Below are 19,779 nucleotides of genomic sequence, written 5' to 3'. Positions count from 1 at the left end.
AGGTCTATCGGAACACGCCGGGCAGGCTCAGCGCGGAGAGCGTGTCGTCCTGCAGGGGGTTGTCGTGCACCACATAGGTCCACGTCGACGTGGGCCGGGCCAGCTTCGACAGATCGAGCCCGACTTCACCGTCGACCAGATCGGCAGTCTCGAATGTCTGCTGGCTGGCCTCGATGGCGTCGGCCGCCAGTGAGGCAAAGGCGTCGACAGCCATCCGGTGGAATTCGTCGAGCGGGTTCTGTCGCCCGAGCGCCCGCAGATGGATGCTCTCCCGGATATCGGTCAAATAGGCCAGGTGGTCGGCCCAGCCGCGATCGAGGTGATAGAGCATGATCAGCCGGCAGATCCGCACCAGCTGTTCCTCGGACAGCGGCCCGTCCGGGCCGCCGAGTTCCTCGTAGCGCGCCGGCGCGAGCTCTTCGAGTTCGTTGCGGGCTGCCGACGTGCTCAACAGGGTGTTGCGGCGTTCCACGATGATGGCGCGCTGCTGGGCGACGAGCTGGTTGTACCGCCAGGTGTTGGCGTGCACTTCCAGCAGCCGACCTTCGGCGATGCGCTGGGCATGGTCCAGCAGCGTGGCGGCCTTGGGACTGGAGATCCTGCCGTCGTCGTCATCGGTTTCGGTGGGCAGCTTGTCGTTCTCCAGATAGCCGATGACCACTTCGTCTTCCCAACTGGCGAAGAACACCGACGAACCGGGGTCACCCTGGCGGCCGGCGCGACCACGCAGCTGGTTATCTAGGCGTTCGGTGTTGTGCCGTCCGGTACCCACGACGTGCAGGCCACCGAGTTCGACGACCTCGTCATGGGTATTTTCGGCCGACCCACCGAGCCGGATATCGGTGCCTCGCCCGGCCATCTGGGTGGAGACGGTGACGACGTTCAGGGCGCCGGCCTCGGCGATGACGGCGGCTTCCTCGGCATCGTTTTTGGCATTCAGTACCACCGCGGGCACACCGCGGCGCAGCAGCCGCTCGTGCAATTCTTCGGATTCGGCGACATCGTGGGTACCGACCAGCACCGGCCGGCCGGTGGCGTGCACCTCGCTGATGTGCTCGATCACCGCTTCGATCTTGGCCGCAGTGGTGATGTAGACGCGATCGGTCTCGTCTTCACGGATATTCGGCGTGTTCGGCGGGATCGGTGAGACACCGAGCTTGTAGAACTGGCGCAGCTGTTCGCCGGCGGCCAGGGCCGTGCCGGTCATCCCGCAGACCGTCGGGTACCGGTTGATCAGTGCCTGCACGGTGATGGTGTCGAGGACCTCACCGGTCTCGGTGGTCTCGATACCTTCCTTGGCCTCGACCGCGGCCTGCAGCCCGTCGGGCCAGCGCTGCAGCGACGCGATCCGGCCGCGCGAGGCGTTGATCAAGTGCACCGCGCCGTCACGCACGATGTAGTGCACGTCGCGGACCAGAAGTTCGTAGGCGTGTAGCGCGACGTTGATCTCGGTGAGCGTGGTGCCGACGTGCTCCTCGGAGTACAGGTCGATACCGCCGAGGGCCGCTTCGACCTTCTGGGCGCCCATTTCGGTCAGGTGCACATTGCGCCGGTCCGGGTCGACGGCGTAGTCCACATCGGCGGTCATGGTGCCGACGAGCGCGACGATCTCCAGCCGCGGCGTCTCACGGTGGGTCGTACCGGCGAGCACCAGCGGGACCAGGGCCTCATCGACCAGCACCGAGTCGGCCTCGTCGATCAGCGCCACGTCGGGGTTCGGGGAGACCAGATCGTCGACATCGGTGACCAGCTGATCACGCAGGACGTCGAACCCGATCTCGTTGACCGAGGCGTAGGTGACATCGCATTGATAGGCGGCGCGGCGATCTGCGGCGGTGGAATCGGCGGTGATCCAGCCGACCGTCAGGCCCATCGCTTCCAGCAGCGGACCCATCCACTGGGCATCGCGTCGGGCCAGGTAGTCGTTGACCGAGATGACGTGCACGCTGCGGCCGGCGATGGCGTACCCCGCGGCGGCGATCGCACCCGCGAGGGTCTTGCCCTCACCGGTAGCCATTTCGACGATATCGCCGGCCAGCATGCGCAGCGCACCTTGCAGCTGGACATCAAAGGGGCGTAGGCCGGTGGCACGGTCGGCGGCTTCCCTGGCGATGGCCAGGAACTGCGGGATATCGCTGGCGTCGGCCAGGTCTTCGAGGTTCAGCAGCTGTGCGGCCTTGCGGAGCTGCTCGTCGTCGAGTTCGGCGGCCTTATCGTCGAAATCGGCCGAGTCGCGCACTTCGGTCATGGACCGCGTCTGGTCCTTCTCGGTGCTGGCGCCGAGCAGTTTCCAGAAGCGGCCGCTCAGGCGACCGGATTTCGCGGTGGGAGTCTTGGTAGGGGGCTTGGCCACAGGTTCACGGTACGCGGCGCCGTGGGTGGTAATAATCACCCGGTGTCTGACGTCGAGGTGCTCATCGCCGGAGCCGGTCCCTTCGGTCTGAGTGCCGCCATCGAGCTGGCCGAGCCTGCCTTGTTGACCCATCTCACGGCGACTTTCGGCTGAACCCGCATGGACACCACGACGTTCGCACCGTCGATCGACTGGAGCCACGAGTTCGTCGACTCGACCGTCTGGGTGTTGCAGACCTTTGCGATCACCGCGGTGGGTGTGCTCATCGTGCTGGCCCTGATCGTGCGGACCACCGAATGGGGCCGCCAGTTCTGGCGGATCACGGGTGACTATTTCCGCGGCAGGCCGAGCCTGGTCGTGTGGGCGCTGCTCGCGGCGTTGTTGTTCTCGGCGATCCTCGCGGTGCGGATCAGTGTGCTGCTCAGCTACTACACCAACGACCTGTTCACCGCGTTGCAGGTCGCGTTCTCCGGGGCCGGATCGGACACCGAAGCGGCGCGAGCCAGCGGGATCGCCGGATTCTGGTCGACGCTGGTGGTCTTCGCCATCCTGGCCGGCTGCTACGTCGTGCGCCTGTTGGTCGATATGTATGTGACCCAGCGCTTCATCATGCGTTGGCGAATCTGGTTGAGCGCCAGGCTCATCGATGACTGGCTCGGCGATTTCGCGTATTTCCGTTCGCAGTTTTCCGCTGCGCCGATCGATAACCCGGATCAGCGCATTCAGCAGGACATCGACATCTTCACCACCGGTGTTGGCGGCGAACCGAATAACCCCGCCTTCAACTCGGGGCAGACATTGTTGTTCGGCGCCGTCGAGGCCGTCGTATCGGTGTTCTCATTCGGCGCGATCCTGTGGCGGCTCTCGCAGCCACTGACCGTCGCCGGCGTGACCGTGCCGCACGCCCTGTTCTGGATTGTCATCGTCTACGTGCTGGTGGCCACCGTGGTGGCCTTCGTGATCGGGCGGCCGCTGATCGCGCTGAGCTACCTCAACGAACTGCGCAACGCCGGCTTTCGGTACGCGCTGGTGCGGCTGCGTGAGGCCGGCGCCGCGATCGGGCTGTACCGCGGCGAAGATTCCGAACGCGGCCAGCTCACCGGTCGGCTCACCTCGGTGATGGACAACTACCGGCGCTGGCTCAACCGGATGATGCTCTTCACGTCGTGGAACTTGTCGGTCAGCCAGGCCATCAACCCCCTGCCCTGGATCGTGCAGGCGCAGGGACTGTTCGCGCAGCAGATCTCCTTCGGCGGTGTCTGGCAGTCGTCCACCGCGTTCAGCGCCATCCACGATTCGCTGTCGTTTTTCCGCAATGCCTACGACCAGTTCGCGAGCTACCGGGCCGCGATCATCCGGTTGGACGGCCTGGTCGATGAGAACATCCGGGCACGGGCGTTCGGCGGTGTCGACGCGGTGACGTCACCCGATGACACCTTGGTGGTCGACGGTGTCGACGTCCGCACGCCCGGCGGTCGGCCGCTGGTGCGCGCCCTGCACTTCCAGCTGGCTGCGGGGGCGTCGCTGCTGATCAGCGGGCCGTCAGGGATCGGCAAAACCGTACTGCTGCAGAGCCTGGCCGGATTGTGGCCCTATGCCACAGGTGAGATCCGGCTGCCGGCCGGCCGGGTCGGGGCCATGTTCGTGCCGCAGCTGCCGTATTTGCCCCTTGGCGATCTGCGCACAGTGGCGGCTTATCCGTTGGCACCCGGGGCCGCCGACGATCGCGCCATCCAGCAGGCCCTGGCCAAGGTGGCGCTATCGCATCTGATCATCCGGCTGGGCGAAGTCCGGGATTGGGCCAAGGCCTTATCTGTCGGTGAGCAGCAGCGCATCGCCTTCGCCCGGATCCTTCTGGCCCGGCCCGCCGCGGTCTTCCTCGACGAATCCACGTCGGCTCTGGACGAGGGCTTGGAGCTGATGCTTTACGGGCTGATCCGCGCCGAACTGCCGGACACCATGGTGATCAGCGTGAGTCATCGGAGCACCGTGCATCAGTTCCATACCCGCCATCTGGAGCTCGTCGGTGATGGCGAATGGCGCCTGGGCCGATTCACTTCCCCGTGAGCCTTCATGGTCATAACGCTGTAAGCGATCCGGAAGGCAAGGTCAAACAGTTTCAAGGTACCTTGCCCGGATGGATCAGAGCGATATGTGGACCCCCACACTGGATTGGAGCAACGAACTCTTCGCTTCTTTGTGGTGGATCGCGAAGGGCTGGGCGATTGCAGCAGTCGCCACGTTGCTCATCCTGTGGCTGATCGGTCGCTTCACCGTGTGGGGTCGCCAATTCTGGTACGTGACCGGGGCCTACTTCAGAGGCCGCGACAGCATCCTGATCTGGCTCTGGCTGGCGCTGTTGCTGTTGTTCGTCATCGGTGGTGTTCGGTTGAGCGTGCTGCTCAGCTACCAGGGCAACGACATGATGACCAGCTTCCAGAGTGTCGCTGCAGGCCTGGCCAACGGCGACGACGCGGTCAAAGAGTCTGGCAAGCAGGGCTTCTGGTTCTCCATCGGCATCTTCTCGATCCTGGCCACCATCTACGTCAGCCGGGTGATGCTCGATCTGTTCCTGATGCAGCGGTTCATGCTGCGCTGGCGCGCCTGGCTGACGGATCGGCTGACCGGCGACTGGCTCGACGGTAAGGCCTACTACCGGTCCCGCTTCATCGACGACACCATCGACAACCCCGACCAGCGCATCCAGTACGACGTCGATATCTTCACCGCGGGCGTGGGGCCGCTGCCCAACACCCCGAACAACACCACCGGCGCGACACTGATATTCGGGGCGGTCGACGCCATTGCCTCGATGATTTCGTTCACCGCGATTCTGTGGAGTCTGTCGGGGCCGCTGACACTGTTCGGTGTCACCCTGCCCAAGGCGATGTTCTGGATCGGCATCGGCTACGTCCTGTTCGCGACCGTTATCGCGTTCTGGATCGGTAAGCCCATCATCTGGCTGGCCTTTGACAACGAGAAATTCAACGCCGCGTTCCGGTACGCCCTGGTCCGGTTGAAAGACGCCTCCGAGGCAGTCGCGTTCTATCGGGGTGAGATCGCCGAACGCACCGGCTTGCGGAAACTGTTCGTGCCCGTCGTCGCCAACTACAAGAAGTATGTGAACCGGATGATGGGGTTCTACGGCTGGAACCTGTCGCTGTCGCAGATCATCGTGCCGCTGCCGTATGTCCTGCAGTTCCCGCGGTTCTTCGCCGGCGAAATCAAACTCGGCGCCATGAGCCAGACCGCATCCGCGTTCGGCAGCATCCAGGACGGGTTGTCCTTCTTCCGTAACGCCTACGACTCCTTCGCCGGCTACCGGGCCGCCATCGTGCGTCTGCACGGCCTGGTGATCGCCAACGAAGAAGGCCGGGCACTGCCCGCGGTGACCACCGCGGCCTGCATGGACGGCACCGTCGAACTCAATCAAGTCGAGGTCCGCACCCCCGACGGCAAACAGCTCGTCAACCCGCTGAACATGCGTTTGGAGATCGGCGACACCCTGGTGGTGAAGGGTCAGTCCGGCAGCGGTAAGACCACGTTGCTGCGCAGCCTGGCCGAATTGTGGCCGTTCACCTCGGGCACCCTGACCCGCCCGTGCGGCCCCAACGAGACGATGTTCCTTTCCCAGATGCCCTATGTGCCACTCGGTGACCTGCGCGCCGTCGTGTCCTATCCGTGCGAGGAGGGCACGCTCGCCGACGACGAAATCGTCGACGTGCTCGGCCTGGTCGCGCTGCCGCATCTCGTGGGCCGTCTCGATGAAGTGCAGGACTGGGCCAAGGTGCTCTCCCCTGGTGAGCAGCAGCGCATCGCGTTTGCCCGCATCCTGTTGACCAAACCCAAGGCCGTTTTCCTCGACGAGTCGACGTCCGCGCTCGACGAAGGCCTGGAGATGCTGGTGTACCAGCTCGTCCGTGATCGGCTGCCGAACACCATCCTGGTCAGCGTGAGTCACCGCCGTTCCGTCGACCAGCATCACACCAAGGAGCTGACGCTGCTGGGCGGCGGCGAATGGGACCTCAGCGACGTCTCTGTCTAACGGCCCTAGCGGGTCGGGGTAACTTCCCGGCATGGAGATGTATAAGCCATCGCTGGACTGGAGCAACGAGATCGTCGCCTCGTTGTGGTGGGTCGGCAAGGCCTGGCTGATCGCGGCGGTCTGCGTCCTGCTCGTCCTTGTGCTGCTGGCGAGATTCACCACCTGGGGTCGCAAGTACTGGCGCATCACCGGTCCGTATTTCCTTGGGCGGGAAAGCATTCCGGTGTGGGCGCTGCTGGCATTGCTCCTGTTGTCGGTGATGCTCTCGGTGCGGACCGACGTCCTGGTCAGTTATTACTACAACGATCAGGGCTCGTCTCTGCAGACGGCAATCGCCGGGGCGGGTGCCGGTAACGATGCCGTCCGGGATTCCGGCATCCGCGGTTTCTGGGTGGCAATCCTGACGTTCGCGGCACTGGCCACGTTCTACATCGCCAGGTCCATGCTCGATATCTATCTGATGCAGCGGTTCATCATCCGCTGGCGGATCTGGCTGACCGACCGGCTCACGGGCGACTGGCTGGACCAGACGGCCTACTACCGGGGCCGCTTTGTCAGCGACATCATCGACAATCCCGACCAGCGCATCCAGCAGGACATCGATATTTTCACCACGGGCACCGGCCCCGAGACCAACACACCGACCGTCGGAACGTCGACCACATTGTTGTTCGGCGCGGTGAATTCGGTGGTGTCGGCGGTGGCGTTCACTCCGATCCTGTGGAACCTGTCCGGTCCGTTGACCTTGTTCGGGGTGACCGTTCCCAAGGCACTGTTCTGGTGCGCACTGCTCTACGTGCTGTTCGCGACGGTGATCGCGTTCTGGATCGGGCGCCCCCTGATCCGACTCAGTTTCCGCAACGAGCTGACCAACGCCGCGTTCCGGTACGCGCTGGTCCGGTTACGTGACGCCGCGGAGGCGGTCGGCTTCTACCGCGGAGAGGCTGCCGAGCGCGGCATGCTGGCCACCCGGTTCGCCGAAATCATCGCGAACTATCGGGCCTTCGTCCGGCGCACCCTGGCGTTCTTCGGTTGGAATCAGACGCTGAGCCAGATCATCAACCCGCTACCGCTGATCATCCAGGCGCCGCGCCTTTTCGCCGGTCAGATTTCCTATGGTGATGTCACCCAGTCATCGAGCGCCTTTGGCCAAGTGCATGATTCGCTGTCCTTCTTTCGTAGCGTGTACGACTCGTTCGCCAGCTACCGCGCGACCATCGACCGGCTCGATGGGTTGATGACGGCCAATACCGAGGCACGGGCGCTGCCGTCGGTGACTGGGGTGGCGAGCACCGACGGCACGGTCGAGCTCGACGCCGTCGAAGTGCGTACGCCGGCCGGGGTGCAGCTGATCGACCGACTGGAGATGCAGCTGGTTCCCGGCGATGCGCTGGTGATCACTGGTAGCTCCGGCGCCGGTAAGACCACGCTGCTACGCAGCCTTGCGCAATTGTGGCCGTTCGCCTCGGGCACGCTACGCTCCCCCGGCGAGCAGAACGAAACCATGTTCCTGTCCCAAATGCCTTATGTCCCATTGGGTGAGCTGCGGGCGGTGGTGTCCTACCCGATTCCGCCCGGCGGTCTCGACGACGATGCGATCCGCTTCGCGCTGCGCAAGGTGGCGTTGGAGAACCTTGACAGTCGGCTAGACGAAACCCAGGATTGGGCCAAGGTGCTCTCCCCCGGCGAGCAGCAACGCATCGCCTTCGCCCGGCTGCTGTTGGTGCGCCCGAAGGCGGCCTTTCTGGACGAGGCGACCTCCGCGCTGGATGAAGGTCAGGAGTTCGCCCTGTACCGACTGCTGCGTACCGAGCTACCCGAGTGTGTGGTGGTCAGCGTCAGCCACCGCAGCACCGTCGAACAGCATCACAACCGCAGGCTCGAGCTCATCGGCGGCGGCGGGTGGCGTCTCAGTTAGCTCAAAGATGCTCGGCCGCATGCGTACCCGCGCGGCGACCGAAGAATGAACCCTCACCCAGCTGGGTTCCGCTGGCATACCCTTTGCCGTCTTGGGCGACATTCGATGCGCATGCACCGGCCGCGTACAGGCCGGGGATGACGCTGCCGTCGGCGCGCTGCACTTCCCCGTCGATCGATACCGCCAGCCCACCCATGGTGAAACCGGAGTACATCGCCACCCCCAGGGACAGGTCGAAGGCCGCAAATGGTCCGGTGTCTTGCGCCGCAATGTAATCCGACTGTTTGTGGAAGTCGGGATCTTCGCCCTTCGCGGCGTATTCGTTGTAGCGGTCCAGGGTGGCCGCCAGGTTGCCCTCGGGAATGCCCAGTGCCGCTTCCACTTCGGCGACGGTTTCATAACCATCGATGAACTTGATCAGCGGCATCTCGGGCATCTGCATATGCGCCTCATCGACGATCAGATATGCCGCCTGATCGGGCTGCTCCAGCACGAAGGCCGAGGTGCGGGAATGGTAGGAGTCCTCGGCGACGAACCGTTTGCCGTCTTTGTTCACGATCACACCGGTCAGCAGGATCTCCGGCGGGTAGGCGGCAGCGGTGATGAACAGCTGGTCCAGGTTCAGCGCCACCCCGCCGGCAGACACACCCATCCGGATTCCGAGGCCGTCATCATGCGGGTTGCCCAGAATGTAGGGCGCCACCAGCCCGTGATGCTTGGTCTTGCGCGGTTGGCCAAGCGCTGGCGTGTACTCCTCGACCATTTCGGCGTTCATCGCGAACCCGCCTGCGGCGATGATGACGGCTTTCGCCTTGATCGCACCGGTCTCGGTGAACTGTTTCCAGTTGACTCCGACGACCGCGTCACCGTCGGTGATCAACCCCGTCGCCCCGGTCTCGTAGCGGAACTGCACGCCGAGATCGGCGGCCCGTTTCACCAGCAGGTCGATCACCATCGATGCGCCACCCAGTTCCCCTGGCACCGGAACGGAATGCCCGCGGGGTGCGGGCTTGGCCTGTTCGATGAACGGCCAGACCTTTTCGTTGCCGGTGTATGACAGGCCCTCGGTGCCCGGGGGCACGACGACCTTTCCCGGGTAGTAGGTGCGCTCGAACTCGAAACCCAGATCTTCGAGCCAGTTGAAGTGTTCGACGCTGCCGTCGCAGTAGGCCCGGATCTTGTCGTGCTCGGGTTCGCGGGACTGCGACACCAGGTACTTGTACATCTCGTCGGCGCTGTCGGAATGCCCCGTCGCCTCTTGTACCGCGGTACCACCGCCGAGGTAGAAATGTCCGCCCGCCATCGCCGACGTGCCGCCGGCGGCGGCGGCGCGCTCAAGAACCAGCACCTTGGCACCGGCCGCCGCGGCGCTGACTGCCGCACAGCCGCCGGCGATGCCGAAGCCGATCACCAAAACGTCGACCTCTTCGGTCCATGACGCAATATCGGCCGCGTTGGTGGTGGGCGGAATCTCGGTGCTCATTGCTGCTCCTGCTTGATGTAGTCGAAGAAGGATCGGATCTCGTCGGGAACGTGGGCGATCTCGAGGTACGGCACGCCCGCTGCGGGCTCAGATGCATAGGCGAACCGCATCCCGCCCGGCATCACGCCCTGGCAGACGATGTCGGCGCCGCGGGCCGTCGCGGCCACCAACGCGCTGTCGAAAGCAGCCGGGTTGGGCGCCTCGACGCAGATGTGATGTAACCCGCCGCGGCTGTTATCGCGCAGAAAGTCGCTGTAGATGCTCTCGCCGCTCACCGGTTCAATCAGCTCCAGCTGCATGTCACCGAGGTAACTCAGGGAGATGTTCGCGACGAAATCGGCGGGTTGACCGCGGTAGGTGCAGGTATCAGGCGCGAAGTGCACCGCGGGCATCCTGATCCACTTCTTGACGCCCATCAGACCGGTGAGGGCCGCCTCGGTGGCATCGAGGTCGGCTGTCACCCAGGCGATCTGGACAGCAGTCTGGACAGGTGCGCTCATCGCTTCGCAGAATAGCCCAGCCGGGTGGCGAATTGAAACAGGTTCTAGTTTTGCAACATGTCCAACAGCATGTCGACCTGCAGATCGAAGACAGCTCCTGGTTCGGTCAAGGTGTCCGCACCATACTGACCGAAGACCTCCAGGCTGATCGCGCCGACCAGACCCGCCCACAGCGCGAACCCCTTGGCAACGGTGCGATCGTCGCCGGTGAAACCGAACTCGTCGCGCAATTTTTCAAAATCTCCCGAAAGTGGTTGCGAGACAGGCACATTGGTCACAGATATGGCACCGTCGGCGATGCCCTTGGCGATGACCCCGAACAGCGCGCCGACCACCCGGGTGCCCGGTCCGACGGTGCGCTCGGCAGGAGCCTGGTAGCCAGGAACGGGACTGCCGTACAACAATGCCCAGCTCGCCGGCTGGTGCAGCGCCCACTGGCGGGCGGCCTGCGCCATGGCGGCGAGTTCTTGGCGCCAGTCGCCGGCAGCGGCGCACGCGGCGTCGACGGCATCGGCGAGTTCGGAATAGGCGTCGATCAGCAGCAGAGTCAGGAGGTCATCGCGGCTGGCGACGTAGCGGTAGACCGCCGATGACACCATGCCGAGCTCGCGGGCGATCGCCCGTAGCGACAGCCCGGCGGCACCTTCGGTCACCAGATGCCGACGACCCAGTTCGACGATCTGCGCTTCTACCCGCTCGCGGGTGTCCTGCCGTTTACCCATCGGACCAGTGTGACACAAAAGAGAGCACTGCTCTTGAATATTCGCGGACCCTGTGGCAGTCTGGCAATAGAGAGCAGTGCTCTCGTTATCCGATACGACGAAGGAGACCCCATGACCGTGCGCTATGACGAACCGAATCTGACGGCCCGAGCCGCGAACGCCGTGATCCGCTGGCTCGCCGAGGCCGGCGTCAGCATCATGGGCAGCCACGCGTTGCGGGTGCGCGGACGCAAGACCGGCGAGATGCGCGGGGTTGTGGTCAACCTGATGACCGTCGACGGCGTCGACTACCTGGTCTCACCGCGGGGCAATACGCAGTGGGCCCGAAATGCCAGAGCGGCAGGCGAAGTTGAGCTGGGACCGCGGTGGCGTTCCCGTCGCATCCGGATCGCCGAGGTATCCGACGACGCCAAAGCCCCGCTGCTGAAGGTCTATCTCGATCGGTGGTTTTGGGAAGTCAAAGGCCACGTCGGCGGCCTCACGCGTGAATCAACGCCCGCCGAGATGACCGCCGTCGCACCGACCATCCCGGTGTTCGCGTTGGGCGGGTAGCCCGTTCCTCAGTGCGCGCCGAGCAGTTGCGCCTTGTAGTTGATGGCCACATTGCTCGCCACGTCACCGCCAGCAGTACCGGCCGAGTCGACGTCCTCGCGAATCTGATCGCCGGTCGCCTGCCACGACACCGCCGCCGGGAACGCGCCCCACGTGCAGTTGAACAGGCCGATCACGACCGCACGCCCACCGTCGAGCACGTAGACGGGCCCACCGGAATCGCCCTTTTGGCTGACCACACCGTTGGTCATGGTGAACCAGCCGTTGTTGACCCGCTCGATGGTGCCGCAGCTCTCGCCCGTCATCACTCCGAAGTGGCACACCGGCTCGCCCAGCTGGGCCACCCGGCCGGGCTGTGATTCCAGCGGCCGACCGCCGGGCAGGATGTTGTTCACCGAGACGTTGTCGGCCAGCACGATGGCCTCGTAGTCGGCGATCACCTGATCTGTCGTCACCGTTGCACCGTCGGGGGTGTTATCGCGGAACACCGCCATATTGCCGATCACATTGCCGTGGGTGTCGGTCACCGGACCCTGCCCGCGGCAATGCCCGGCGGTGAACGCCACCCGCAGGGTGGGATCGACGTAGCCCAGGGTGCAGATGTTGGTGTCCTGCAGGATCTCCATCCCCGGCGAGACGACGATGCCGGGATCGGCATGCGCCGACGCGGTCAGCAGGGACATCGAGAGAGTTAATGCCGACGCCACAGCCGCGAGGGTCACAGTCAAGGACCGCGGGAAAGTACGGCGCACGGCAGCTCCGATCGATGATGGCCGGATCGTGACCCAGCCGCAGTAACGGTGTAACTGAGCTATCGGCGTGTCGTGCCCGGATCGTTACCAAACTCAGTTATAAGCCATCACTGCCTCCCTCGCCGCACGAAAAGGCGGCCCAGTCATCTCGACCGGGCCGCCGTGGTGAGGGAGATTTAATCGGGAATCGTCAGCACCTGACCCGGGTGAATCAGGTCCGGATTGGCGACTCCACTGGCGTCGGCGATGCGCTGATACTTGCTGCCGTCACCGTAGAAGCGCTCGGAGATCGCCCAGAGCGTGTCTCCGGAGGCCACGGTGTAGGTACGCGGTGCCGGCGGCGGTGGCGGGGGTGGTGGCGGGGCCGCTTCCGGTGCAGGTGCGATTGGCTCTTCGGCCGCAGCGGGTGCAGCCTCGGGTGCTGGTGGCGCCTCGGGAGCGGCCGGTTCCGGCGGCGGTGGTGCGTCGGTCTCGGTCTTTGTCGACCAGGCGGGCCCGTCCGCGGCGTACAGCACCAGATTGCGGTCGTCCTGAAGCACCAGCTTCACGTTCTTCTTGCCCTTGGTGTCGGTATGCCACACCGGTTTGTCGGCGGTGTACAAGACGAAGTTGCCGTCCTCCTGCACCTCGGCGCGCTGCACATCCTGGCCGTTGGTGGAACTCGCCCAGACCACCTGACCACGCGCGGCCAGCACCAGATTGCCGTCGTCCTGCAGCGTCAGGGTGTAGGCGCCGTTGGCGGAGGTCAGCGAGCCCCCTTTATCGAGCTTCTGTCCTTGCCCGAGCGTGTCTGACATGTCGACCCCTCTCATCGGATTTTCCCGAAACAGGGCCGAGCGTACTGATCTGACTGTGCCGCAGGACGCTTTCTGCTGAGGTCTTACGAGTCGAAACCGAGCCCTAGCTTATCGAGTGTTTTCAGGAGTATGTTGCGGTGCCCCGCGGTGTGATCGGAGCGATCCAGTGACCACCGGGTGGCCTGAATTCCGATGCTGGCCAACGGCTCAGGCGGAAAAGGCAGTGGTTTCTTGCGCACCATTTCCAGCCGGGTCCGTTCAGTGGGCTGACCGTCGAGCAGATCAAGGCAGACATCAGCGGCGAAGCGGGCCGCCCCAACGCCCAGCCCGGTGAAACCGTTGACGTAGGCGACCCTGCCGTCATGCGCCAAACCCCAGTGCGCGCAAAACCGGGTGTTGGTGTCGATGGCGCCGGCCCAGCGATGACTGAACCGTACGTCGCGCAGTTGTGGGAACGTCAGGAAGAAGTGCGCGGCCAGGCGGCGGTAACTCGCGGGCCGGTCCTCGTAGGCAGGGTTGACCTTGCGGCCGAAATGGTAAATGGCGTCATAGCCACCCCAGACGATCCGGTTATCGGCCGAGAGCCGGTAGTAGTGGAACTGGTTGGCCGAATCCCCGACGCCTTGTCGGCCGCGCCAGCCGATGCGGTCCAGCTGCGTCTCGGTCAGCGGTTCGGTCGCCAGCACATAGTCATAGACGGGCACGGTGTGCAGACTGTTGCGCTTCAACAGGCTCGGGAAGACATTGGTGGCCAGCACGACGCGGTCGGCCGTGATACCGCCGCCACCCGCCGTGCTGACATGAATCCCGGTTGTACCCGCCGTCACCTCGGTGGCTTTGGCGTGTTCGTAGATGTCGACGCCGGCCTCGCGACAGGCCCGCGACAGCTCAAGCGCGAGCTTCGCCGGGTTGACGATCGCACAGGTGTCCTGGCTGAACAGGCCGCCGAGATAGGTCGGCGAATCGACCTCGGCACGTGTCTGTGCGGCGTCGAGGAAGCGCCCCTCCCCGGCCTCGGCGGCTTCGACCAGCCACGGCACCTGATGCGGTTCGGTGGCCACCGCGAGCATCCCGCTGCGCTGCCACTCGACGTCGAGCCCGAGGTCGTTGATATCGGCCTGCATACCGTCGAGGTTCGCCAGGCCCAGCGCGTCGAGTTCGGCGAGTTCGTCGGGCCAGCGCGCCTGTCCGTTCGCGGCGCCGTGGGTCAGGCTGGCTTCGACGAACCCGCCGTTTCGTCCCGACGCCGCCCAGCCGACCCGTTCGGCATCGATCAGCGTGATGCGCGAACCAGGATTGCGTTGCGCGGCGTGCAGGGCGGTCCACAGTCCCGCATACCCTGCGCCCACCACCAGCAGGTCGCACCGCACGGGTGCGCTGAGCCGCGGATACTCCGGGCGAGGGATATCAAGCCACATCGAGCCGAACGCGGTGTTCGCCAGCGATCGCTCGATCAGGTCAGGGTCGACATGGCGGTCGAAGACGGTGTCCACAGTTAGCGAGAATACGTGTGCGCCGGCTGCTCTGAAGCCGCTATCTGACGGGGCGTCCATCCCGGTGGACCGAAGATGAAGCCCAGCCGGTCGCGCAGCCGGGCTGCGGTCCGCACGTCGCGGGCGATGGCCACATATTCGTGGGTCTGCAGGGTCCAGACGTTGAAGGTGTTGACCGGCTTGGTCAGCCCGTAATGCGGACGGAAGGTCTCGGCGGCGAACGTCCCGAACAGTCGATCCCACAGGATGAAGATGCCGCCGTAGTTCTTATCCAGATATGGCTGATCCATCCCGTGGTGCACGCGGTGGTGCGACGGCGTGTTGAAGACGAATTCGAAAGGCCGCCAAAGCTTGTCGATCCGCTCGGTATGTACCCAGAACTGGTAGATCAGGTTGATCGAGAAGGCCAAAAAGACCATCCACGGCGGAATACCCAACAGCGGCAACGGAATCCACATCAGGATCTCTCCGCTGTTGTTCCACTTCTGGCGTAGCGCGGTGGCGAAATTGAAGTACTGGCTGGAATGGTGGGCTTGGTGTGTCGCCCAGATCAACCGAACCCGGTGCGCGATCCGGTGATAGAGGTAGAAGAGCAGGTCGACGCCGACGATCGCGATCACCCAGGTGTACCACCGGGTCGCCGAGAGGTGCCACGGTGCCAGGTAGGCATAAATGGCCGCATAACCGAGCAGTGCGAGCAGTTTCCAGCCCGCGGTGGTGGCTACCGACACCAGCCCCATCGTGATGCTGGCCCAGGCGTCGCGCCGTTGGTAACTGCCCCGGGTGAGGTCTTCCAGCTTGCGGGCCGCAGTCCATTCCAGGATCAGCAACAGCAGGAAGAACGGCACCGCAAACAGCACAGGGTCGCGCATCTGGGCGGGCAACACTGCCAGAAAGTCGAGCACAACAGACACCTCCTGGGGCAGTTTAACCGCGGTGCAACGATGAGCGACGTTATCGCCCGGCCCGCACCCAGTAACCGGCTACCGGAAGCTGAGGATCTCCTCGCCCCAGGCCGCCCGGATCTCGCGGTCGAGGTCCTGCGCCACGTCGTCGTCCTTGTCGATCACCAGCGTCGAGCGGTCCTCCGCTGTGTACCCGGACCAGGGCGCACCGCCCTTGGCGAAGTCGAGCCAGCGCGCCTGCATCCGCCTGCTGACCGCAGTGCCCGGCTTGAGCCCACCCAGCTTGAACGTGATGTCCTTGGTGCCCATCACCAAATTGCCCCAGACATAAGGTAATTCGGTGGCGTGGGCGGCTCCGAGGCGCAGCAATCGAAGCATCGGGGTGGTCCAGTCGAAGCGGTACAGATACACCGGGGCCACCGCGGCATGCCCTTCGGCGAACCACACGGTGGGCATCCGGAAGCCCACGTCACGAGCCACGTGTAACCCGCGGGCCTTGGTTTTGACACCCGCGTACGCCGACCCGATCTGTGCCTCCGACGGTATCTGCAGACCCGGTTGCTCGGCGGCGATCCCTTCGAACATCGCGCGGATCGTTTCCGGCGCGATGGGCATCAGCGGTGATTTCATCCACCGGAACAGCGCCGCCTCATCGCGGTTGGTGCCGATGATCAATGGAACCGGATGCGATCGTCCCTCCCGAGCCAGCTTCACCGGATAGTCCGGCACCAGGTCGCCGTCGACTGTCGGTGCGAACGCCAGCGTGCCGGGAGTGTTGTTGGGTACGTGGTCGAAGACGTAGGCGGACGCATCGACGAGGTCCTGCACCGGAACGGACCTGGCGTCGGCTGCGCTGACGCCGAGCCGGTCCAGCACCAACTCGGCGACAGTCAGCGCGCGGGCGCTGTCATAGACCGAGGTGGCCGGCGAGCTCTGCGCGATGGCTCGGGAGAACAAGCCGGCCGCGGCGGGTGCGGTGAGCAATGTGGTGATGATGGCTGCACCTGCGGATTCACCGAACAACGTGACCTGCGCCGGGTCTCCACCGAAGGCCGCGATGTTGTCGCGCACCCACTGCAGCGCGAACAGGACATCCCGCAAACCCAGGTTGGTGTCGAACTGTTGACCACCGGATTCGGTACCGCTGAGATCGAGGAAGCCGAATGCGCCCATCCGGTAGTTCAGGGTGACCACGACAACGTCACCGCTGGCGGCCAGTGCGCGTCCGTCGTACAACGGTTGGCTACCGGCGCCGAAGATATAGGCACCGCCGTGCACCCACACCAGCACGGGTTTTGCCTGGCCGGCCGTGGCGTTCGAGGGGGCCCAGACGTTGAGGAACAAGCAGTCCTCGGAGGTCCGGGTGCCCTGACCGAGTGGGATGGGGCTTTTCGGCTGGGGGCTGATCGGCCCGAACGCGGTGGCGTCGGCGGGTTCGGTCCACGGCTGCGGTGCCACCGGTGCACGCCATCTCAGCTCACCGACCGGCGGCGCCGCGTAGCGGATGCCTTTCCAGACCGTGACCAGGCCGTCATCGCTGCCTCGGACGGCACCGGAAACGGTCTCGACGATTGCATTTCCAGCCGTGGTATTCGGATCTGCAGTCACAGCCGAACCTCCTATTCGTACGCAACCCAATACCGCCACGTTACCGATCGGTAGGGATCCCAAACCGCACGGTGGCGCAGGTCACCACTCTTTGAGCACCCGCTGTTTGTTGGCATTGATTGCCGCCTGACGCCGCAGCCGCTTCAGTTCGGGCACGAACTGGTTGTGGTCGTTGCCCTGCAGATTCAGCGGCAGATCGAAGCTGTGAATCAGGGTGTCTTCGAACTGCCACGGTTCGGGGTGCAGCACCCACGACACGGCGGTGTGCTCGGCCATCCAACCGGTGAGCACAGGCTCACCCCCGGCGAAGGTCTGCCGCTCACCGGATCCGATCCGGCGCAATTCGATCTCCAGCTCATCTTTGAGGAGCACGCCAAGCGATTTGCGCAGGGTCGATCCTTCCGCGCTCGCCCCGGTACCGCCGAAGTGATATTTGATGCGCTTACGCAGATCCTGGCTGATGGGTCGCTTACCGTTCGCCGGCGGCGGCGTAGGGGCGATCCCGACGTAGAGCAGGGTCAGACCGTCGCGTCGCTGACACCCCGAGGCGTCGATGGCGGCGGGCACCGTGCGGAACCACCAGCCGAAGGCACCCGGCTCATCGGGCACCGGGCACGGTTCGCTGAACACCTCATCGTGCGTAAACGGCCGCGCCGCAACGAATCCCGCAAGCTTGCCGGCTCTGTGTCCCTTGGACATGTACCCCTCCGATGATCGTGCAGGGCATCCGAGTCCAGAGCACCTTGCCAGGAAGCCTAACCGCCAGCGATATCCTGACCGCCGACAAAGGAGTTGGCGTGCGGAAGTGGGGGCTACTGGCCGGTGCCATCGTCACCGAGGTGACCGGCATCCTGGCACTGCGCGCATTCCAGGATCATCCCGCCTGGCTCATCCTGGTCATCGTCGGATATCTGCTGTCGTTCGTGCTGCTCACCCTGGTGTTGCGGGCCGGTATGCCGATCGGGGTCACCTACGGCATCTGGGGTGCGTGCGGGACAGCGCTGACCGCCGTTCTGGCCGCGGTCATCTTCGGCGACCCGTTCACCCCGCCCATCGTGGTCGGCATCGGCTTCATCGTCATCGGGGTTCTGCTGGTGCAATTCGGGTCACAGCGGGCAGCCAGGGCAGACACCGTGACGCCATGATGTGGCTGCTGTTGGCCGGGGCGATTCTCGTCGAGGTGGCCGCCACCTTGTCCTTGCGAGCGTCCGACGGGTTCCGCAAGAAGATCTGGCTGATCCCCGTCGTCGTCGGCTACCTCACGTCGTTCGCGCTGCTGTCGGCGTCGCTATCGCTGGGTATGCCGGTCGGCATCGCCTACGGCGTGTGGTCCGCCTGCGGGGTCGCCCTGGTCGCGCTCCTGGGCAAGGTGCTGTTCGCCGAGCCGCTCACCCCGATGATGACGCTCGGGATCGGCTTCATCATCGCCGGTGTGGTGACCATCGAGTTCATGGGTTCGGTGCGCTGACCCCCCGGCGTGCGCCGCGCAACACCGACGCGAAGACCATGATGACCACCCCGGACACGGGCACGATCAGCAGACCGACGCGCAAGCTCGTCACATCGGCAACGGCGCCCACCAGCGCGGGCGCGACCAGAAAGCCCACTCGCGACAGCCATGTCACCACCGTCAGACCCGTGCCGGGGCGCAGTCCCGGCACGTCGTCCGCGGCCTGAAAAGCCGCTGGCGCGACGGTGGCGACGCCGAGGCCGGCGGCGGCGAAACCGGCGACCGTGCCCACCGTCGACGGGAACGCTAAAGCGGCAGCCATTCCCACCGTTATCAGTGCCCCGCCGGCCGCCGAGACTCCGCGCACACCGAACCGGTCGACCAGTCGATCGCCGACCAAACGTCCGACGAACATGCAACTGACCATCGCGATATAGCCGAACGGCGCTGTCTCGGCGGACGCTCCCACGCTGTCCCGCAAGTAGATGGTGGCCCATGAATTGCCCGCATCCTCGACGGCGGACCCCGCGATGGAGAAGACCGCCAGCGCCGCCAGTAACGCGTAGGCCAGCACCGGTCCCGGCGCGCGCCCGTCGGAGACGGGGCGCGAAGCATCGGCCTCGGTGTGGTCAGGCCCGGGCAACAGGAAGCGGAAGCTGATCATGCAGATGAAAGAGAACAGCAGACCGGATGCGGCCAGTTGGGCCGCCGGGGAAATGTCGAGCACGATCGCCGCCGCCCCCATCAGCCCGCCGAGAATCGCCCCGACCGACCACAGTGCGTGCAGCGAATTGATGATCGACCGGCCGTAGCGCCGTTGCACCCGCAGACCGTGCGCGTTCTGCGCCACGTCGGTGACCGAGTCGGCCGCGCCTGCGACGAACAGCGCAATGCCGAACGCGATCGGCGTTGGCGCGGCGGCGGCGATGAACGTGAAACCCGCGACGATCATGGTGCTGAGCACCGCCACCCGCGCCGAACCGAACCGCCGGATCAAGGCGCCCGCGGTCAGCCCGGAAAGCAGTGCCCCGGCGGAGAACCCCGCGACTGCCAGTCCGAAGCCGGTGTTGGACAGGCCCAGATCGGCTTTGATCTCTGGATAACGTGGCAGCATGTTCGCGAAGATGGCGCCATTCGTCAAAAAGAGTGCTGCCACCGCCATCCGGGCTCTCCTATCGCGAGTGGACGGCACCGCGTCACA

General features: G+C 64.9%; 17 protein-coding genes. 6 read left to right on the top strand and 11 right to left on the bottom strand.

What is annotated here, in order from left to right; translation table 11 throughout:
• Positions 1–4: 4 nt before the first annotated feature.
• The gene (gene secA2 / locus ADBZ9O_RS18030) at positions 5–2,353 is read right to left on the bottom strand and encodes an accessory Sec system translocase SecA2 (protein ID WP_526524191.1); all 2,349 of its coding nucleotides are present in this window, start codon (positions 2,351–2,353) and stop codon (positions 5–7) included.
• A gap of 159 nt (positions 2,354–2,512) precedes the next feature.
• Here secA2 and ADBZ9O_RS18025 point away from each other — a divergent pair, with 159 nt between their 5' ends.
• From ADBZ9O_RS18025 to ADBZ9O_RS18015, 3 genes are all read left to right on the top strand, one after another.
• Positions 2,513–4,420, top strand: a complete 1,908-nt coding sequence (locus ADBZ9O_RS18025) for an ABC transporter ATP-binding protein/permease (protein ID WP_526524189.1) — start codon at positions 2,513–2,515, stop codon at positions 4,418–4,420.
• Positions 4,421–4,505: 85 nt separating this feature from the next.
• A complete protein-coding gene (locus ADBZ9O_RS18020) occupies positions 4,506–6,398 on the top strand; it encodes an ABC transporter ATP-binding protein/permease (RefSeq protein ID WP_526533260.1) in 1,893 nt (630 codons plus the stop codon).
• A 31-nt stretch (positions 6,399–6,429) separates the two neighbouring features.
• On the top strand, positions 6,430–8,316 hold the full coding sequence (locus ADBZ9O_RS18015; protein ID WP_526524187.1) for an ABC transporter ATP-binding protein/permease: 1,887 nt from the start codon (positions 6,430–6,432) through the stop codon (positions 8,314–8,316).
• A 1-nt stretch (position 8,317) separates the two neighbouring features.
• On the opposite strand, the gene ADBZ9O_RS18010 is transcribed toward ADBZ9O_RS18015, so the two are convergent.
• The 3 genes from ADBZ9O_RS18010 to ADBZ9O_RS18000 are packed head-to-tail and all read right to left on the bottom strand — an operon-like array spanning position 8,318 to position 11,021.
• The gene (locus tag ADBZ9O_RS18010) at positions 8,318–9,799 is read right to left on the bottom strand and encodes an FAD-binding protein (RefSeq protein WP_526524185.1); all 1,482 of its coding nucleotides are present in this window, start codon (positions 9,797–9,799) and stop codon (positions 8,318–8,320) included.
• A complete protein-coding gene (locus ADBZ9O_RS18005) occupies positions 9,796–10,299 on the bottom strand; it encodes a VOC family protein (protein ID WP_526524183.1) in 504 nt (167 codons plus the stop codon). The genes ADBZ9O_RS18010 and ADBZ9O_RS18005 overlap by 4 nt, the downstream gene beginning before the upstream one ends.
• Before the next feature lie 44 nt (positions 10,300–10,343).
• Positions 10,344–11,021, bottom strand: coding sequence for a TetR/AcrR family transcriptional regulator (locus tag ADBZ9O_RS18000; RefSeq protein WP_526524181.1), 678 nt, complete (start codon positions 11,019–11,021; stop codon positions 10,344–10,346).
• Positions 11,022–11,132: 111 nt separating this feature from the next.
• Between ADBZ9O_RS18000 and ADBZ9O_RS17995 the strand changes: the two genes are divergently transcribed.
• Positions 11,133–11,573 carry a nitroreductase/quinone reductase family protein gene (locus ADBZ9O_RS17995; protein WP_526524179.1) on the top strand — a complete coding sequence of 147 codons (441 nt, stop codon included), beginning with the start codon at positions 11,133–11,135 and terminating at the stop codon, positions 11,571–11,573.
• An 8-nt stretch (positions 11,574–11,581) separates the two neighbouring features.
• On the opposite strand, the gene ADBZ9O_RS17990 is transcribed toward ADBZ9O_RS17995, so the two are convergent.
• The 6 genes from ADBZ9O_RS17990 to ADBZ9O_RS17965 all read right to left on the bottom strand — a co-directional run bounded on the left by ADBZ9O_RS17990 (position 11,582) and on the right by ADBZ9O_RS17965 (position 17,827).
• The gene (locus tag ADBZ9O_RS17990; RefSeq protein WP_526533258.1) at positions 11,582–12,256 is read right to left on the bottom strand and encodes an Rv1815 family serine proteinase; all 675 of its coding nucleotides are present in this window, start codon (positions 12,254–12,256) and stop codon (positions 11,582–11,584) included.
• Between the two features lie 245 nt (positions 12,257–12,501).
• Positions 12,502–13,122, bottom strand: a complete 621-nt coding sequence (locus tag ADBZ9O_RS17985; RefSeq protein WP_526524177.1) for a LysM peptidoglycan-binding domain-containing protein — start codon at positions 13,120–13,122, stop codon at positions 12,502–12,504.
• Between the two features lie 83 nt (positions 13,123–13,205).
• Positions 13,206–14,615, bottom strand: a complete 1,410-nt coding sequence (locus ADBZ9O_RS17980) for an NAD(P)/FAD-dependent oxidoreductase (RefSeq protein WP_526524175.1) — start codon at positions 14,613–14,615, stop codon at positions 13,206–13,208.
• A gap of 2 nt (positions 14,616–14,617) precedes the next feature.
• Positions 14,618–15,487, bottom strand: coding sequence for a sterol desaturase family protein (locus tag ADBZ9O_RS17975; RefSeq protein ID WP_526533256.1), 870 nt, complete (start codon positions 15,485–15,487; stop codon positions 14,618–14,620).
• A gap of 111 nt (positions 15,488–15,598) precedes the next feature.
• Positions 15,599–17,128, bottom strand: coding sequence for a carboxylesterase/lipase family protein (locus ADBZ9O_RS17970; protein ID WP_526524174.1), 1,530 nt, complete (start codon positions 17,126–17,128; stop codon positions 15,599–15,601).
• Between the two features lie 81 nt (positions 17,129–17,209).
• Entirely contained in the window at positions 17,210–17,827 is a 618-nt protein-coding gene (locus ADBZ9O_RS17965) for a GIY-YIG nuclease family protein (RefSeq protein WP_526524172.1), read from the bottom strand.
• Between the two features lie 98 nt (positions 17,828–17,925).
• Between ADBZ9O_RS17965 and ADBZ9O_RS17960 the strand changes: the two genes are divergently transcribed.
• Positions 17,926–18,273, top strand: coding sequence for a DMT family transporter (locus tag ADBZ9O_RS17960; RefSeq protein WP_526524170.1), 348 nt, complete (start codon positions 17,926–17,928; stop codon positions 18,271–18,273).
• Positions 18,273–18,596, top strand: a complete 324-nt coding sequence (locus tag ADBZ9O_RS17955; RefSeq protein ID WP_526533254.1) for a DMT family transporter — start codon at positions 18,273–18,275, stop codon at positions 18,594–18,596. Before ADBZ9O_RS17960 ends, ADBZ9O_RS17955 begins: the two co-directional genes overlap by 1 nt.
• On the opposite strand, the gene ADBZ9O_RS17950 is transcribed toward ADBZ9O_RS17955, so the two are convergent.
• Entirely contained in the window at positions 18,577–19,740 is a 1,164-nt protein-coding gene (locus ADBZ9O_RS17950) for an MFS transporter (RefSeq protein WP_526524168.1), read from the bottom strand. The two genes, ADBZ9O_RS17955 and ADBZ9O_RS17950, sit on opposite strands and share 20 nt — an antisense overlap.
• Positions 19,741–19,779: the final 39 nt, after the last annotated feature.

Origin of the sequence: Mycobacterium sp. (assembly GCF_965229105.1) — a bacterium.
Taxonomy (GTDB): Bacteria; Actinomycetota; Actinomycetes; order Mycobacteriales; family Mycobacteriaceae; genus Mycobacterium.
This window is presented reverse-complemented; position numbering and strand designations above follow the sequence as displayed.

What these genes read in the sequence shown, in the direction of transcription:
- ADBZ9O_RS18025 (WP_526524189.1), top strand. Translation starts at nt 2,513, where the DNA reads ATGGACACCACGACGTTCGCACCGTCGATCGACTGGAGCCACGAGTTC.
- ADBZ9O_RS18020 (WP_526533260.1), top strand. Translation starts at nt 4,506, where the DNA reads ATGTGGACCCCCACACTGGATTGGAGCAACGAACTCTTCGCTTCTTTG.
- ADBZ9O_RS18015 (WP_526524187.1), top strand. Translation starts at nt 6,430, where the DNA reads ATGGAGATGTATAAGCCATCGCTGGACTGGAGCAACGAGATCGTCGCC.
- ADBZ9O_RS18010 (WP_526524185.1), bottom strand. Translation starts at nt 9,799, where the DNA reads ATGAGCACCGAGATTCCGCCCACCACCAACGCGGCCGATATTGCGTCA.
- ADBZ9O_RS18005 (WP_526524183.1), bottom strand. Translation starts at nt 10,299, where the DNA reads ATGAGCGCACCTGTCCAGACTGCTGTCCAGATCGCCTGGGTGACAGCC.
- ADBZ9O_RS18000 (WP_526524181.1), bottom strand. Translation starts at nt 11,021, where the DNA reads ATGGGTAAACGGCAGGACACCCGCGAGCGGGTAGAAGCGCAGATCGTC.
- ADBZ9O_RS17995 (WP_526524179.1), top strand. Translation starts at nt 11,133, where the DNA reads ATGACCGTGCGCTATGACGAACCGAATCTGACGGCCCGAGCCGCGAAC.
- ADBZ9O_RS17990 (WP_526533258.1), bottom strand. Translation starts at nt 12,256, where the DNA reads ATGTCCCTGCTGACCGCGTCGGCGCATGCCGATCCCGGCATCGTCGTC.
- ADBZ9O_RS17985 (WP_526524177.1), bottom strand. Translation starts at nt 13,122, where the DNA reads ATGTCAGACACGCTCGGGCAAGGACAGAAGCTCGATAAAGGGGGCTCG.
- ADBZ9O_RS17975 (WP_526533256.1), bottom strand. Translation starts at nt 15,487, where the DNA reads ATGCGCGACCCTGTGCTGTTTGCGGTGCCGTTCTTCCTGCTGTTGCTG.
- ADBZ9O_RS17965 (WP_526524172.1), bottom strand. Translation starts at nt 17,827, where the DNA reads ATGTCCAAGGGACACAGAGCCGGCAAGCTTGCGGGATTCGTTGCGGCG.
- ADBZ9O_RS17955 (WP_526533254.1), top strand. Translation starts at nt 18,273, where the DNA reads ATGTGGCTGCTGTTGGCCGGGGCGATTCTCGTCGAGGTGGCCGCCACC.
- ADBZ9O_RS17950 (WP_526524168.1), bottom strand. Translation starts at nt 19,740, where the DNA reads ATGGCGGTGGCAGCACTCTTTTTGACGAATGGCGCCATCTTCGCGAAC.